Origin of the sequence: Amycolatopsis sp. cmx-8-4 (genome assembly GCF_046548675.1) — a bacterium.
In the GTDB taxonomy this organism is placed as follows: Bacteria; Actinomycetota; Actinomycetes; order Mycobacteriales; family Pseudonocardiaceae; genus Amycolatopsis.
The window spans coordinates 92,742-107,345 of the sequence record NZ_JAEBDZ010000018.1 but is presented as its reverse complement, the minus strand read 5'-3'; the positions used below and the strand labels follow the sequence as shown (position 1 = coordinate 107,345).

Annotated in this window: 14 protein-coding genes and 1 pseudogene; 5 read left to right on the top strand and 10 right to left on the bottom strand. The window is 67.2% G+C overall.

All coding sequences use genetic code 11. The features are described 5' to 3' along the window. Positions 1–35: 35 nt before the first annotated feature. Positions 36–1,040: a hypothetical protein gene (locus ACLJQZ_RS32330; RefSeq protein WP_410623619.1), complete on the bottom strand. Its 1,005-nt coding sequence runs from the start codon at positions 1,038–1,040 to the stop codon at positions 36–38. Positions 1,041–1,389: 349 nt separating this feature from the next. On the opposite strand from ACLJQZ_RS32330, the pseudogene ACLJQZ_RS32325 reads away from it, so the two are divergent. From ACLJQZ_RS32325 to ACLJQZ_RS32315, 3 genes and pseudogenes are all read left to right on the top strand, one after another. Next, positions 1,390–1,811 (top strand): annotated as a pseudogene (locus ACLJQZ_RS32325) (organic hydroperoxide resistance protein). Positions 1,812–1,967: 156 nt separating this feature from the next. Beyond that, complete coding sequence (locus tag ACLJQZ_RS32320; RefSeq protein ID WP_410623618.1) at positions 1,968–2,864, top strand: MBL fold metallo-hydrolase; 897 nt, start codon at positions 1,968–1,970, stop codon at positions 2,862–2,864. A 143-nt stretch (positions 2,865–3,007) separates the two neighbouring features. Beyond that, complete coding sequence (locus ACLJQZ_RS32315) at positions 3,008–3,892, top strand: helix-turn-helix domain-containing protein (RefSeq protein WP_410623617.1); 885 nt, start codon at positions 3,008–3,010, stop codon at positions 3,890–3,892. A 288-nt stretch (positions 3,893–4,180) separates the two neighbouring features. Here ACLJQZ_RS32315 and ACLJQZ_RS32310 read toward each other — a convergent pair whose 3' ends face one another. The 7 genes from ACLJQZ_RS32310 to ACLJQZ_RS32280 all read right to left on the bottom strand — a co-directional run bounded on the left by ACLJQZ_RS32310 (position 4,181) and on the right by ACLJQZ_RS32280 (position 11,791). Beyond that, positions 4,181–4,603, bottom strand: coding sequence for a hypothetical protein (locus ACLJQZ_RS32310; protein WP_410623616.1), 423 nt, complete (start codon positions 4,601–4,603; stop codon positions 4,181–4,183). 57 nt (positions 4,604–4,660) lie between these two features. Then, on the bottom strand, positions 4,661–6,613 hold the full coding sequence (locus ACLJQZ_RS32305; RefSeq protein ID WP_410623615.1) for an RICIN domain-containing protein: 1,953 nt from the start codon (positions 6,611–6,613) through the stop codon (positions 4,661–4,663). Between the two features lie 195 nt (positions 6,614–6,808). Continuing rightward, complete coding sequence (locus tag ACLJQZ_RS32300) at positions 6,809–7,021, bottom strand: hypothetical protein (protein ID WP_410623614.1); 213 nt, start codon at positions 7,019–7,021, stop codon at positions 6,809–6,811. A gap of 426 nt (positions 7,022–7,447) precedes the next feature. Then, entirely contained in the window at positions 7,448–8,719 is a 1,272-nt protein-coding gene (locus tag ACLJQZ_RS32295; protein WP_410623613.1) for a spinster family MFS transporter, read from the bottom strand. Between the two features lie 417 nt (positions 8,720–9,136). Beyond that, the gene (locus tag ACLJQZ_RS32290; RefSeq protein ID WP_410623612.1) at positions 9,137–9,634 is read right to left on the bottom strand and encodes a hypothetical protein; all 498 of its coding nucleotides are present in this window, start codon (positions 9,632–9,634) and stop codon (positions 9,137–9,139) included. Positions 9,635–10,268: 634 nt separating this feature from the next. Beyond that, positions 10,269–11,006, bottom strand: coding sequence for an alpha/beta fold hydrolase (locus ACLJQZ_RS32285; RefSeq protein ID WP_410623611.1), 738 nt, complete (start codon positions 11,004–11,006; stop codon positions 10,269–10,271). Then, positions 11,003–11,791 carry an NAD(P)H-binding protein gene (locus ACLJQZ_RS32280; RefSeq protein WP_410623610.1) on the bottom strand — a complete coding sequence of 263 codons (789 nt, stop codon included), beginning with the start codon at positions 11,789–11,791 and terminating at the stop codon, positions 11,003–11,005. The genes ACLJQZ_RS32285 and ACLJQZ_RS32280 overlap by 4 nt, the downstream gene beginning before the upstream one ends. 67 nt (positions 11,792–11,858) lie before the next feature. On the opposite strand from ACLJQZ_RS32280, the gene ACLJQZ_RS32275 reads away from it, so the two are divergent. Then, the gene (locus ACLJQZ_RS32275) at positions 11,859–12,221 is read left to right on the top strand and encodes a winged helix-turn-helix transcriptional regulator (RefSeq protein ID WP_247055416.1); all 363 of its coding nucleotides are present in this window, start codon (positions 11,859–11,861) and stop codon (positions 12,219–12,221) included. Positions 12,222–12,274: 53 nt separating this feature from the next. On the opposite strand, the gene ACLJQZ_RS32270 is transcribed toward ACLJQZ_RS32275, so the two are convergent. Both ACLJQZ_RS32270 and ACLJQZ_RS32265 read right to left on the bottom strand, forming a co-directional pair. Then, positions 12,275–12,721, bottom strand: a complete 447-nt coding sequence (locus tag ACLJQZ_RS32270) for a nuclear transport factor 2 family protein (RefSeq protein WP_410623609.1) — start codon at positions 12,719–12,721, stop codon at positions 12,275–12,277. A gap of 5 nt (positions 12,722–12,726) precedes the next feature. Next, positions 12,727–13,602: a TIGR03619 family F420-dependent LLM class oxidoreductase gene (locus ACLJQZ_RS32265; protein ID WP_410623608.1), complete on the bottom strand. Its 876-nt coding sequence runs from the start codon at positions 13,600–13,602 to the stop codon at positions 12,727–12,729. 148 nt (positions 13,603–13,750) lie between these two features. Here ACLJQZ_RS32265 and ACLJQZ_RS32260 point away from each other — a divergent pair, with 148 nt between their 5' ends. Beyond that, on the top strand, positions 13,751–14,572 hold the full coding sequence (locus ACLJQZ_RS32260) for a hypothetical protein (protein WP_410623607.1): 822 nt from the start codon (positions 13,751–13,753) through the stop codon (positions 14,570–14,572). The last annotated feature ends 32 nt before the right edge of the window (positions 14,573–14,604 follow it).

Genomic DNA, 14,604 nt, shown 5'->3' with positions numbered 1-14,604 from the left:
GTCGGTTCCCCGCCCAGCCGGCGCGCGGGCGTGGGTCAGCTGACGCGGACCTGGCGCAGAGTGAAGCCGGCGTTGGGTTTGTGCTGGAGCAGGTCCGCGAGCCCGCCGCTGAGGGTGTAGGTGGCGCCGTGCGGTCCGGCGGTGATGCCGCTGGTGATCGGGTCGGGCACCGTGTCGGTCACGGTGACCTTCGCGCTGCGCCAGGAGCTGTCGGGACGAATGCGTTGCACCACCGCAGGCTTCTGGGTGAGCAGTCCGCTGCTGACTGCGGCGATCGAGCCGTCCGGTAGGGCCCGCAGCGACGCCGCGAGCGGGACCAGGTTGGTGTCGAGCTTGACGGCGGCGGCTTGGTCGGGGTGGTGGATCGGCACCCGGACCAGGGTGCCGTCGCCCTTGGCGACGATGAGCAGGTCACCGGGCACGAGAGCGACGGAGCTGGCGGCGATGTCGGGCAGGACGCCCGGGACGCCGAGGCCGGGAGTGCCGGCGAGCAGCGTGCTGGCCAGCAGGACCGATGCCCGGCCGGTGCGGGAGACGCGGAACAGGGTGGGGCTCTGGGTGTCGACGACGTAGGCGGTGCCGTCGGAGTCGACCACCACGTCGGCAGCTAGGTGCGAAGTGTTCCTGGGCGCGACGGCGGCCAGGTCGGCGTACCACTGCCGCCGACCGGTGCGCAGGTCGTAGCTGGCTACGCCGGCGACCTTCAGCGGTCCGGCACCCCTGGTGGTGTCGGCGGTTCCGAGGTCGACGTCGGTGACCAGCACCCGGTTTCGCGCGCGGTCGATACGGATCCCCTGAACGGACACCAGTGCGGGGTCGTCGACGAGGGTACGAGCGCTTCCGTCGCGATCGACGACGGTTACCGTACCCTTCTTCAGTGACCCCACCAGGAAGGTTCCGGTCCGGGGGTCGTAGTCGGCGGAGTGCGGGAACACCTCGGGTGCGGCGACGGCGATCGTCGTGAGCGCACACCGGGTGGCCTGGTGGTTCCCCGCGAACTGTTCGGCGGGCCCGGCGTAGGCGACGGATCCCAGCAACAATGGTGTAGCGAGCACTGCGGCGGTAAAGACACCCCTCATGGCGGCGAGACACGGATTCATCGGTGACTTCTCCTTCGATGCACAGCGATTGATGTCGTTTGTGGCCGTTGGATTCACGAAACGTGTGTGTCGTGAATCCCTGGTTCAGGTGGTGCGCTGATCCGATTCTGTGTCTCCCGGCGTGGGATAGCCTGTCCCTGGCGGGATCACCTTGCGTCAGCCGACGTCCGACAGCCCTACACTGGCAGGGTCAGGCAGCCGGCGCGGCGCCGATCCATACTCGACTCCAACGGGCACCTGCGCTATCAGCAGTCGAATCCGTCCCTGGTGAACACCGAAGGAGAAGAACATGTCCGCGCTTTACAGCACCCAAGCTGTCTCGACTGGCGACGGCCGTAACGGCGAGGTCCGCACCGCTGACGGCGTGCTTGACGAGGTGCTCGCGATCCCCAAGGAAATGGGCGGTCCCGGCGGCGACAAGACCAACCCCGAGCAGTTGTTCGCGGCGGGGTACGCCGCGTGCTTCCACAATGACTGCAGGTGATCGCCCGCGAAGAAAAGGTCGCTGTCGCCGGGTCGACCGTGACGTCCACGGTGAGCTTGCTCGCCTTGGACACCGGCGGCTTCACGCTCGCGGTCGGGCTGGCGGCGCACCTGCCCGGACTGGACCAGGCCACGGCCGACAAGCTCGTGGCCGCCACCCACCAGGTGTGCCCGTACTCCAACGCCACGCGGGGCAACATCGAGGTGACCCTGACCGCGACGGTGTGAGCCCGAGCGCCGCCTGCCCGGCCATGCGGACAAGCACACGTGGATGACCTCCGCGGCGGCCACGCCGAGGAAGCCGGGCGCCACCCCGCCCGGCTTCCTCGGTACGGCTCCGGTGCTACTGAGCGCGGCCGGGGACTTCACGAGAGAGTCAACCGCATGACACAGACCTTGACATTGGGATCTGTCGATGTCACCCGGGTCCTGGAGTACACCGGCGCCACCCGGCCACCGGAGGCGATGTTCCCAGGACTCGACCGCGCCACCTGGCGGTCGCACCAGGACTGGTTGGCGCCGGCTTTCTGGAACCCGGCCACCGATCTGCTGCAGACCTGCGTTCAGACCTGGGTCCTACGCACCGCCGACGAGACGATCCTCATCGACACCGGCGTCGGCAACCACAAGCCGCGGCCGGGAATCCCCGCGTTCGACCGTCTCGACACCGACTTCCTCATTCGGCTGCGGACCGCCGGCGTCGCCCCGGAGGACGTGACCACCGTCGTGCTCACGCACCTGCACGCCGATCACGTCGGCTGGAACACCCGGCTCGTCGACGGCGACTGGGTACCCACGTTCCCGAACGCCACCTATCTGCTGACCCGGGCCGACTTCGAGTACTGGCATCCGGCCGGCAGCCACCGGCCGCGTCTCGCCGCGGCCAACAAGGGCGTCTTCGACGACAGCATCCGCCCGGTCGAGCGGGCCGGGCTGCTTCGGTTGTGGGAGGACGACTTCGAGCTGGGTCACGGATTGCGCCTCGAAGCGGCGCCCGGCCACACACCGGGCTCCGCGATCCTGTCTCTCGAGTCCGGCCGGGACCACGCAATGTTCGCTGGTGACCTGCTGCACAATCCGATTCAGATCGTGGCGCCGGATCTGAGCAGTTGCTTCTGCGAGGACCCTCCAACCGCTACAGCGACCCGGCGGCGTCTCCTCGCCCGGGCCGCCGGGCAACACGCACTGGTGTTCCCCGCGCACCTGGGCGGCGGTCTTGCGGTGGAGGTCGTCGAAGCCGGGCCGGGCTTCGCCGTGCGACGCTGGGGCTTCGAAAGGTGACGAAGGGGACGGACCGAAGGCGGCTCGGAGCCGGCTGCTGAGACCGCGGCCATGTCACCCGGCGGGCATCGTCCTGGCCGATCGGCACTTCCCTACACTCGCAGGATCAGGTAGCTGCCACCGTTCCGATCCATACTTGACTCATGACCACCAAGTCCGAGCTCGGCCGGTTCCTGCAGACACGCCGGGCGCAGTTGCAGCCCGTGGACGTCGGACTGCCGATGTACGACGAGCGGCGGCGGGTGCCGGGACTGCGCCGCGACGAGCTGGCTCAGCTGGCGGGAGTGAGCGAGTCGTACTACACCCGGCTCGAACAGGGCCAGTCTCTCAACGCTTCACTCGAGGTGCTCGACGCGCTCGCTCGTGCACTGAGGCTGGACGAGACCGAGCGGCGACATCTGCACGACCTCGCCGGCACCGCACGGAAGGGCGCCGCGGGCGGGCCGCGCCGACCGGCACCGGAACGAGTGGACGCGGCCACCCGGCAGCTGCTCAGTTCGCTCGGCGACGCCCCGGCCGTCGTCCTCGGCCGCTACAGCGACATACTCGCTTGGAACCGCACGGGGCACGCATTGTTCGCCGGCCACCTCGACCCGCGCAGTCCCGACCAGCCGGGCCGGCGTCCGAACACCGCGCGCCTGGTGTTCCTCGACGCCCACGTCCGCGACCTCTACGACGACTGGCTGAAGAAGGCCCGCGACGTGGTAGGAAAGTTGCGCTTCGCCGTCGGCCAGTACCCGGACGACCCGATACTGGCCTCCCTGATCGGCGAGCTGGTCATGCACAGCAAGGAGTTCACCGCGCTGTGGTCGGAGCACCGGGTCCGGGACTGGGACATCGCGACGCACCGGATGCGCCACCCCCTGGTCGGGCCGGTCGACGTCATCCAGCAGGCGATGCCGCTCCCACACGGACGTGGGCAGCGGATAGTCATCGTCACCACCGAACCGGACTCCGCCTCGCGTGCGGCGCTCACCCTCCTGGCTCAGCTCACCGCCTCGAGCGCAGAGGGTGAGGCACCGATCTAGAAGCTGGTCGACGACGAGCATCAAGCGGTGGTCCCAGTTTCCGCTGCAGTGCGACGGCGGCCACACCCGTGCTCACCAGGCCCGGAACAACCCGCGGAACCCGATCGGCCCAGCAGCATGATGGAGGCGACTGCCGCGACCAGTCGGGACTCACTGATCTCAGTGCCGGAATTGAGACGCAGTCCAGGGTGCTTGCCCGCCCCTCAGGGCAAGCACCCTGTTGCCCACTTCCCGGAACGTCGGTTTCGGCTCAGCCGGCTTGCAGCCTCGGCGGATCGGCGACGTGCATCAAGAGACCCGCACCAAATACACCGATGCCATCCCAGAACCTTCTGGCCCGACGACGTGCACCAGGTGACCCCCCTTGGTCAGGGTCAGCGAGCGGGTCCGGTAAACGCCGGCCGGGCCGCCGACGTAACCCAGTTCGACCTCGTCGACATACGTGTCGAAGAAGGCTGTGGCGGTGATGTCGTACTCGATGGCGTAGCCACCGGCAGCGGGCAGGCTTGCTTCGAAGTACGCGGATCCGCTCACTCGGCCGAGTAGCTGACGGCCGACCGAAGGGGCGCCTGGTCCCGGCTCGGTTTTGACCACGCTTCTGGACGCTCCGGCAGCGGCGGCCATCGGCGCCGTCCCGGCTACGGAAACCGCAGAAGCCAGTGCCAACGAGATGACTGTGATCCTGCCCATTTTTCGTAGACTCACGAGCATACCTCTCCTCACTTCTTTCTTGTAGCTGCGTAGTTGTCGCATTGTCGTGGCTGCGGTTCAGGCTCCGGGAAGAGACCAGATCTGAGCCGGACTGCCGTTGCAGTCCCACAGCGCGACTCGGGTTCCATCCGAAGTGGACGCAGCTGGGTCATCGAGGCAGCGTCCGGACATGGGGTTACGGTAGCCGCCGTTGTAGGCCTGCCACTGCTGGTTACTGCCGCCGGTGCAGTCCCAAATTCCCACCGGTGTTCCGTTGGCACTACCGTACCCGGAGACGTCGAGGCACTTACCCAGCGAGCGAAGCGTGCCATCGGAATTCACCTTCCACGACTGCGCCGCGGTGCCGTTGCACCCCCAGATCTGCACAGCCGTGCCGTTGGCGTTGCTGCCGGTGTTGACGTCCAAGCATTTCCCGGCGATGCCGGAGCGCACCGGGCCGGAGCCATTGGAGGGACCGCCACCGGTGGTCCGTGAGACCACCCGGAACCTCTGATTGGTCGAGTCGTTCGGCGCCCACTGAGCAAACTGCGTTCCGGCGGCCGTGCTTCCAGCAGGGTCGTCCAGAGCCAGCTTGCTGTTGCGGTTGTAGAACGACCAGGTACCGTCCAGGTTGGCCACCGGCATCCACAGGTCGTTTCCTGCCGAGAGGTTGCCGGCCGGCCACTGGACAATCGCGGCTCCCAGTTTGCCGGACTCGCCGGCGACATTGAGCAGCTGTCCGCTTCCGGCGTTCTTGATCTGGTAATAGCCGTTGCTGCGCAGATCGAAGGTCCACGACGCGCTTGCGGAGCCATTGTCAGGGTTTTGAACGATCGGAGCCGCGTTGGCGGTGGATCCACCCTGTACTCCGAGTGACATACCGCTGGTGACGTTCTCGAGTTCGTAGCTACCGGAGAACGGCGAGGGGTCGGACGTCGGCAAGTCCTGGAAAAGGCCCACCATGCCGTTCATCTCGAACGCGTCCGGATTGGCCTCGTTCGTTGGCCTGGTCCACTCGTTCCAGGTGAGGTTGGACCCGTTGCGCATACTCCAGGCCTGAGCTGCGTTGGCCCGCATGTAGGCGTCGTACCTGCTGCATGTGTTCGTGTCGGTGCAGAAGTCACTGATGCCCTTGAACAGCCAGTACTGGTAGGAAGAACCCCGGCCTGCGTTGTTCGACACGATTGGCACCGTGTTCAGGAAGTGGTCGGCCGTCCGCTGGGCGTCGTCCCGGTACCTGGCGTTTCCGGTCACCCGGTACAGGAAGTCGGCGGCTTCGACGAACGATCCCGCGTTGTACGCGTTGTCGGACGCCTGCAGCTCGGTCGATCCACCGGGCCCGTTCGGAAACGCGATGCACTCGTTGACCACACCGGTTGTGGCGTTGACGAGTTTGCTCTTGACCCAGTCGTAGATCGTCGTCGCCTTGGTCAGGTAGGCGCCTTCTCCGGTGACCTGATACAGCGACACCGCAGTACTGATCATCGGGTTGTTGCTGAGAGAGCACTTGCTGTACTTGGAGTTCATCTCCTCCCAGATACCGCCCCCGCCGTCACCGGTCCATCCCCGGTCGTAGGTCTTGTTCCACTGGTCGGCCGCGAGGTTGAGCAACGACGTGTCGCCGGTGGCCAGGTAACCCCGCAAGACCGTGGTGATCATCCACGCCAGATCGTCATTCCAGGTGGCCCACGAGGTCCAGTTGGTGCCCTCGTACTCGAGGAAGGTGCCGATCAGGTCGCGAACCCGCTGACGGTCGGCTGCGCTGTGCGTGCGCTCGTAGACGTCCTGCGCGACCTGGATGTTCAGGGCTGCGATCCAGGAGCCGGAACGTTGGGTGCCGATGCTTTTCAGCTGGTTCGTGTAGTAGGTCTCGTCATTGGCCTGGACGAGAAAACTGTCGTTCCACGCCTGGAAAACGTAGTCAGGCGAGGGCAACGCGGCCGCTTGGGCGGTGGGTGCAAGTGTCGTCATGCCCGCCGCGACGAGCACGAGTGTCGCGCACCCGGCCACGAGTTGCTTGAGACTCTTCATACTGGTTATGCCGATCTTCCGGTGTGTGCGGGGGGTACTGGTCCCGGAGAGGTCGCCGGTCCAAGCGACACGACGGCCCCTCCGGTGGTTCAGGAAGTAACGGGTGTCACCTCTGGTTAGCTCCGCCGTCGCAGCCCCGTGCGGATGGCTGGGCTCGGAACCATCGACTGAGCTCGGGTTACCGCAAATCTCCAGCTACAGCGATTGGACCGCTGCGCTGTAGCCAGGCTTGGAGATGTAGTCCAGAATCTGGCCGCGCCGCGGCTCGGAGTAGCCGATCAGCAAGCGCCGGTTTCCGTTGCCGCCGAAGATCGTCCCGACTCCGTCGCACGTCCGGTCGGCGAGATTACCGTTCATGTTGGCTGAGGGAGCGACCGAAGCCGTGACCACAGCGCTTTTGACGGCCACTTGTTACGGGTTGAGAACATCTGTAGTCCCCTTTTCGCGCACAACAAATTGGCCGCATGCGAGCTGGAACAAACACATCATGCACACTTACGCCGCGTCAGTTTTGTGAGAAACTTTCGGACAGGGGTAATTCTATGATGCAGGTGATGTCGATGTCACTGTCACAACGAGACAGAACACACCTTTTACCAGATGCAGGCGAGCGCACCGGAACTCATGCCTCATGATTCCACTGAAGCCCGTGACAGCCCCATGTCGGCCACGGGTATCCGGATACGATTGACGCGAGATCAGTTACCCCTGCTGGTCAACCTCACACAAAAGGGGCAGCCGCGGACGTCGCTTCGCAATTTGCCGCGTTATCGCCGAGTTGACGCGCTCCTGCAGAACGACGGTGTCGACGGCTGGAAGTCAGCGCCCCGATGATCATCTCGCCGCTCGCAGGGAGATGCGCATCCTTTCCCTGTCTCGGGTGACGCACCGAGCTGCACCGAAGAGGCCGGCTGCGCCGATGAGCAAGCCTGCGGGGATGACGATTGCCAGGCTCAGGTGCAGACCATATGCGGCCGCCGCGTCAACGCTGAGATCCTGCGAGGCGGCGAAGCGGTCGGACAGAGCTCCCGCGATCGGCGGCCCGAAAGCACCCCCCAGCAGATATGACGCAGCCAAGAAGACAGCCATGGCTGTTCCGCGCAGTCGTGGTTCGACCACGTCGGCCACAGCCGGGTACGCAGCGGTGAAATACAGGTACTGCGGCAGCCACCCCGCGGAAAAGACAATGACGAACAGGACGGGCATGTCGGAGGCGACAATGAAGGCCGCCGCGGTCAGCGGTACGGCCGCCAGAACACCGTAAGCGCCAGTGAGTACCCGACCGGCAGGTGAGCGGCGGCTGGCGCGGTCGGCGATGCGGCCACCCAGGGTCAACCCGACCAGTCCGGTCAGCGCGATCATGATGCCGGCGAAAGTGGCTCCCATAGCCAGACCGGTGTGGAAGTGCCGCTGGAACAATGGCACGCTGAACGTCGCAACCGCGTAGGAAGCGATCTGCGAGCCGATACCTGCGAGTACCAACCACCACAGGGTGCGTACGCGCAGCAGGCTGCGGATTGGTGAGTTCACCTGCGCGGTGGCCACCGGCGCCGCCTCGGACGCGCCCCGCGCCGGCTCGCGGATGAACGCCAGCAGTCCTGCGACCACCAGACCGGGCAATGCGGCGACAAAGAACGCGGCTCGCCAGCTGTCGAATGCGTCGGTGATCGCGCCGACCGTGAAGAAGGCGAGCACCAGTCCGACCGGCAGACCTAGCTGCCAGCGGCCGGTCGCGCGAGCCCGTTGGTCCGGCGGATAGAGGTCGGCCACAAGTGAGTTCGCCGCCGGTGCGAAGCTGGCCTCGCCTACGCCGAGCAGCAACCTGACCATGACGAGAGTCGCGAAACCTCCGACGAACCCGGTGACAGCCGTGAGCAGGCTCCACACCGCTAGTCCGATGGCCAGGACGGCCCGTCGCGACGAGCGGTCAGCCAGTCTGCCGAGTGGAATGCCGAACAAGGCGTAGACGATCGTGAAGGCCGCGGTGATCAAGCCGATCTCAGCATCGGACAAGCCGAACTCGGCTTTGATCGGCTCGACCACGATCGCCGGGATCGTACGGTCGTAGAAGTTGAGCAGATTCCCCGCGAACAGCAGCGCGAGCACCCACCCTGCCCGGCTTGCTGTCGCCGTTGGCCGAGCCACAAGGGCCTGCTGGCGGTCATCGGGGGCCATGGCGTCTCCGGGGCGGGCTCATCAGTGAACTCGAACGTGAAGTATGAGGTAGCTCCCGCCACAGCACAAGAGTCTGGAACGCCGACGTTCCACATCTTAAGATTGCTCGGCGAACCGGCGCTGGAGCCGGCTGTCAGGTCGGCGCGAGGACCGACGTACGGACCAGCTCGAAGAGAAATATGGCCGGGCAGTCACAGCAGGAGGCCGTGAAGATGTGACAGTGGCCGATGTATGCACGAAGGCGAAGGTGGCGACACGCTATTTCGCCGCCGCGCGGACCTGCTGTCCACCGTCCACCGTGAACAGAACGAGCGGTCGCTGGCCGGAGTCTCCGCGGCGGCGGCACGGTCAGGTGACCTCGACGAGCCGCTGCGGCCGATGACGCCTTCCCTGGCCACCTGCCGCACGAGCACCCGAAGCGAGCCCGGTCAGCTGCATCACCGTGCCAGGGACAGTCCAAGGCGTGATCTGATGCGCCGGCCCGATGGCGTTGTTGAAAGCCTCGGTTGCCTCTGGTGACAATACATAACCGCCCGCTAGACCAACGGTCTCACGAAGCAGGTTCCGCACGAGCTCGAGCCACCTGTCGAAGGGCAGTCTCGGGTCGGACCCGGCAACGAAGACCAGAGTGCGGCGACGCGGATCGCAAACCGCCTCGACCAGTGATGCGATATCCCCGACGTCGGTGAGCGCTACTGCCGAGCCCTGGTGCACCTCATGTGTGCTCGCGTCGAACACGTCGAGCAGCGAACGCGCGAGCAGTGGAATCTTGCCAAAGATATTGCTCGGTCCGTCAAGATCAAGCCACAGCCACGGTTTGTCCCGCGCACGCCCCGGGACGTGCACAGTCAGCTGCGTTGTCCAATGCCCATGCGAGCCGTGATTCTCTGAGATCACAGATCGAAGGGAGCGCGAACCGTCACCGGGCTCGGACAGGGTGAGCGTACCCGTGGATTGCGAGGACAACGTGGCTGTCGCACCAACTCGGAGAGCGTCAGCGTCAAGGTTCTTGCCACGCAGCCACGAGTGCAACTGTTCACTGGCTTTCTTTTCGACTCCCGGGAGAGATCATCGACCTCGACGAACAATCTGTAGTGCAGCATCGCGTTCTCCTTGCCGACAAGCGTCAGCTCAGGACACTGACGGCCACCTGCCCGGCCAGGCGAACCCTCTCAGGGCAGCCGTCTGGGCGGCATCGCCGTGTAGTGATCCAAGTACCTCGGTTGCGAACAAGAACGTCCGCGGCACCGCCTTCGTTACTGAGAAGACATCCGCAGTACCGTTTGGGTACATTTCGCCATGCACTGATCTCGGCCCTGCGACCGCTGGTCAGATGACCAACCCGGCCGCAATGTCCGCTGTGAGTGGGTCGACCTCTGCCCACAGGAGCCGGTTAGGACGATCGTCGAGGACAGCTTTGCGACACCTCGACGACCAACTCGGCCGGAGAAACTACGCGACGAAGCCACCTGGCCTGCCGCTAACCCGGCAGCCACGCCAGCAACGACTCCGCGATCAGCTCCGGCGTGTGATGACCGGCGACGACGGCGTGGTGCACCACCTCCAGCGACGCGAAGTTGTCCCGGCACCAGTCGATCATCGGCGGTGTCAGCATCGTGTCGTGGCCCGGTTCGAACGTGATCAGGAGCTTCGGGATCTCCGGAGTCGCCGCCAGCCAGGCGCCGAACGACTCGATGCGCGACACCACCGATGCCGGCTCGCCGCCCAGGGGCAGGGAACGCGCCCAGCGCAGCAGCGGGACGTCGTGCGTGGTCCGGTACTCTGGCGGGAGGCCGGTGAAGAAGCCCGACAGGTCCGTCGACGTCTTGATCGCGCGGAACACCTCCGCGCCCGCCGGTGGGAACTCCTCCCAGGTCATCGGCTTCAGGATCGCCTCGGTGAACGCCAAGGCGCGGACACGCCCCGGGTGGCGCGACGCCCAGTCCGCGGCCAGGGCGCCACCCCAGTCGTGGCCGATCAGGACGACGTCTTCCAGGTCCAAGGCGTCGAACCACGCGTCCAGGTAGCGGGCGTGGTCGTCGAACGTGTACCCGATATCCGGGCGCTCCGAGGCGCCCATGCCGATCAGGTCCGGTGCGAGACGGCGGCCCGGCAACAACGGCGTCACGTTGCGCCACAGGTACGACGACGTCGGGTTGCCGTGCAGGAACACCAGCGGAGGTCCCGTTCCGGAGTCCTGATAGGACAGTGCCGTCACTTGAACGCCGCCGCGTTGCGCGCGGCCCACTCGGTGAACGGACGCGGTGGGCGGCCCAGCACCCGCGAGACATCCGGGCTGACGCGCTGCTCCTCCGGGGTCGGCGCGCCCAGGATGCCCAGCGTCACGTCGGCGACCTCCGGCGGCATGAAGCCGAGCAGCGCCGCGCGTGCTTCCTCGCGGGTCCGCGGCACGAAGCGCACCGGCTCACCCAACGCCTCGCCGATCGCCGCCGCCTGCTGGCGCGGCGTGACCGGCGCCGGGCCGGTCAGCTCGTAGACGTCGCCGGAACGTCCGGACAGCAAGGCCGCCGCGGCCACCGCGGCGATGTCCTCCGGGTCGACCACCGGCAACGCGACGTCGCCGAACGGTGCCACCACCTGCCGGGACGATCGCACGCTTTCCGCCCACTGCAAGGCGTTCGACGCGAACCCGCCCGGGCGCAGCATCGTCCACTTCAGACCCGAGGCCCGGACGGAGTCCTCCAGCACCGCCGGGTGCCGGCCCGTCGCGACGCCCTGGGACGACAGCAGCACCACCCGCTCGACACCGGCCGCGCGCGCCGCGGCCAGCACGCCGTCCACGGGCGCGAAACCGCCCGGCACCATCAGGAACAACGCCTCGGCACCGTCCAAAGCGGACTCGACGGCGGGCGCCACGCGCACGCCGTCCGGCACGTCCGCCGTCTCTCGGCGGGATACCGCCGTCACCTGTTCACCGGCCGCGGCCAGCGCACGCACCAGCGGCCGTCCGACGTTTCCCGTCGCTCCCATGACTGTGATCATGCGGAGGACGCTACATTCCGACGTATAGTAGGTACCTAGAGGAAAGTAATGGCTGGAGGCCCCGAACGTGACCGGAACCACACCCGAGCTGGCCTGCCCGATCGCGCCGGTGGTCGACATCGTCTTCAGCCGCTGGACCACGCCGATCCTGTGGTCGCTTAAGGAATACGGGCGGCAGCGGTTCGTCGAGCTGGAACGCCGCATCGGCACGATCACGCCGAAGGTGCTCACCCAGCGGCTGCGGCAGCTGGAGCGCGACGGCCTCGTCGTGCGCACGTACCACGCCGAGGTCCCGCCGCGGGTGGAGTACGAGATCAGCGAGCTGGGCCGCAGCCTCGGACCGCTGTTCGCGAGCCTTTCGGAGTGGTCGGGCAACCTCGGCAAGGTCGAAGCGGCCCGCGAGGCCTACGACAGCCGGTCCCGCCGCTGAGGTGCCGACAGGTCCGGGACCCCGCACCGGACCGGCGCGGGGTCCCGGAGAAGCTACTCCGTGACCTGCCGGGCCGTGGCCATCGCGCGTTCGGTCTCCCAGAACGCGCGCATCGACGTGATCAGGCCGTCGTCGCCGACGCGGTAGACGAACACGCCGTCCGTGTCGACGCGGTAGCCGCCCGGCAGGTACGTCGTGATCGTGCCGACGTTCGCCACCTCGGCGCCCGCCGCGTGGGAGTCGCGGATGACGAACTCGAAGCGCTCGACGTTGCCGATCGTCTTGTCCCAGAAGGCACTGATGCCGTCGTGGCCGTGATGCCCCTTGCCCGTCTCGTCGAACATCGACGGCCCCACCGGGTCCTCGACGACGCCGTCGGGGGCGAACAGCGCCAGCCACGCGTCCTTGTCCCCCGCCGTCACCGCCGTCATCGACGCCAGGGCCGCGCGCCGCGCCGGCGGCTGCTCCTTCTCCGTGTCCCAGCTGACCTGCACGCCCATCGCCGTCACTCCCCGAACTTGTCGATGATCTCGGCCCCGAACTTGCGGATCGACTCCAGCTTCGGCTCGACCGGGGCGTCGAAGCCGATGCCGTCGAACACCCACGGCATCGTGATGATGTCGGTGACACCCGCCTCGGCCTGCTCGCGGTAACCGTCGAGGCCGAACTTGTCGATGCAGACGGCCTGGTACTCGAACGGGTCGTCGGCGCGGCCGCGCTCGGCCAGCAGCTCCTTCAGCCGGGCGATGGTGTCGCGCAGCTCCTCGAGCTTCATCATCGCCGAGGACCAGCCGTCGGCGACGCGGGCCGCGCGCCGCAGCGCGACGTCGGTGTGGCCGCCGATGTAGAACGGCACCCGCGACGGCGGCGCCGGGCTCATCTGCAGCTTGTCGAAGTCGTAGAACTCGCCGTGGTACTCGACCATGCCGCCGTCGAGGATCAGCCGGAGCACGTCGATCGCCTCGTCGACGCGCTTGCCGCGCCGCTCGAACGGCACGCCGCAGTACTCGAACTCCTGCGGCAGCCAGCCGACGCCGAGGCCGAGCCCGAACCGGCCGCCGGTGAGCACCGACGCCGAGCCGACCTGACGCGCGAGCAGCACCGGGTTGCGCGAGCCGAGCTTCAGCACGGAGGTGTAGAACTCGATGCGGCTGGTGACCGCGCCCATCGCGGCCGTCGCGACCAGCGGGTCGACCCAGGGCGTTTCGGCGGTCCAGAACCGGCTGCCGTCGGGGGTGTAGGGATAGTCTGTGGAGACCGTCTCGGCGTAGAAGAGCGAGTCCGGCAGGGCGATGGCGGCGAAGCCGGCCTCTTCCGCGGCCCGGGCCAGCTCGCCCAGCTGATCAAGCGGGTTCATCGCGATCGACAGGGTGAACTTCATACCGCGGAACTATAACGTGTTCTAGTTTCTTCGGCCAGGCCTGACGGTGGGCCGGATCACTACCCGGGAACCCTCCGCGTAACGTCCGCGTTGTCCGAATCACAAGGTGACTTCCGGTCACCGGGCACCGAGCTTCTGGGAGTGGTCCATGGGCACCGCGATCTTCCTGATCGTGCTCGTCGTCGTGATCGTCGGTGGCGGCCTGTATTTCTCGCGGCAGCGCGCCGCGGCCCGGCAGCGGGAACTCGACGACGCCAAGGCCGACGCCCGGCGCCTCGTCGAGCGGCTCGGCGGCCAGGTCCTCAACCTCAACGGCACGGACACCGCGTCGCAGCAGGCGATGGCCGACGCGAGCGAGCGCTACAACGCGGCCGGCTCGCAGATGGAGCAGGCCCGCACCATCGAGCAGGCCCGGCTGGTCAAGGACACCGCCGTCGAAGGCCTCTACTACGTCCGCGCCGCACGGGTCGCGATGGGTATGGACCCGGGCCCGCAGCTGCCGGAGGAGGCCGAGCGCGAGCGCGCCGGCAAGGTGACCGAGCGCCGTGACGTCGACGTCGAGGGCCAGCACTACGCCGCCTCCCCGGACGCCGGCCAGGACACGCCGTACTACTACCCCGGCGGCCGCGTGGCCGGCCGGCCGGTGCCGCAGGGCTGGTACAGCGAGCCGTGGTGGAAGCCCGCGCTCGTCGCCGGCGCCTGGGGCCTCGGGTCGATGTTCCTGTTCAGCGCGATGTTCTCCGGCATGGGCGGCATCGCCAGCGCCGGGGCCTGGGAGTCGGGCTACGACGCCGGCCAGCAGGACGCGCTCGACTCCGGCGGCGGTGACGGCGGCGGCGATGGTGGCGGCGATGGTGGCGGAGGCGACTTCGGCGGCGGTGACGGCGGCGGCGGTGACTGGGGCGGCGGCGGTTTCGACGGCGGCGGCTTTGACGGCGGTGGCTTCGACGGGGGCGGTTTCGACTTCTGAGCACCGGCTGGCATCCTCCTGGACGACTTCAG

Coding starts and splice junctions, on each gene's coding strand:
- ACLJQZ_RS32320 (WP_410623618.1), top strand. CDS start 1,968: ATGACACAGACCTTGACATTGGGATCTGTCGATGTCACCCGGGTCCTG.
- ACLJQZ_RS32315 (WP_410623617.1), top strand. CDS start 3,008: ATGACCACCAAGTCCGAGCTCGGCCGGTTCCTGCAGACACGCCGGGCG.
- ACLJQZ_RS32310 (WP_410623616.1), bottom strand. CDS start 4,603: ATGCTCGTGAGTCTACGAAAAATGGGCAGGATCACAGTCATCTCGTTG.
- ACLJQZ_RS32305 (WP_410623615.1), bottom strand. CDS start 6,613: ATGAAGAGTCTCAAGCAACTCGTGGCCGGGTGCGCGACACTCGTGCTC.
- ACLJQZ_RS32280 (WP_410623610.1), bottom strand. CDS start 11,791: ATGATCACAGTCATGGGAGCGACGGGAAACGTCGGACGGCCGCTGGTG.
- ACLJQZ_RS32270 (WP_410623609.1), bottom strand. CDS start 12,721: ATGGGCGTGCAGGTCAGCTGGGACACGGAGAAGGAGCAGCCGCCGGCG.
- ACLJQZ_RS32265 (WP_410623608.1), bottom strand. CDS start 13,602: ATGAAGTTCACCCTGTCGATCGCGATGAACCCGCTTGATCAGCTGGGC.
- ACLJQZ_RS32260 (WP_410623607.1), top strand. CDS start 13,751: ATGGGCACCGCGATCTTCCTGATCGTGCTCGTCGTCGTGATCGTCGGT.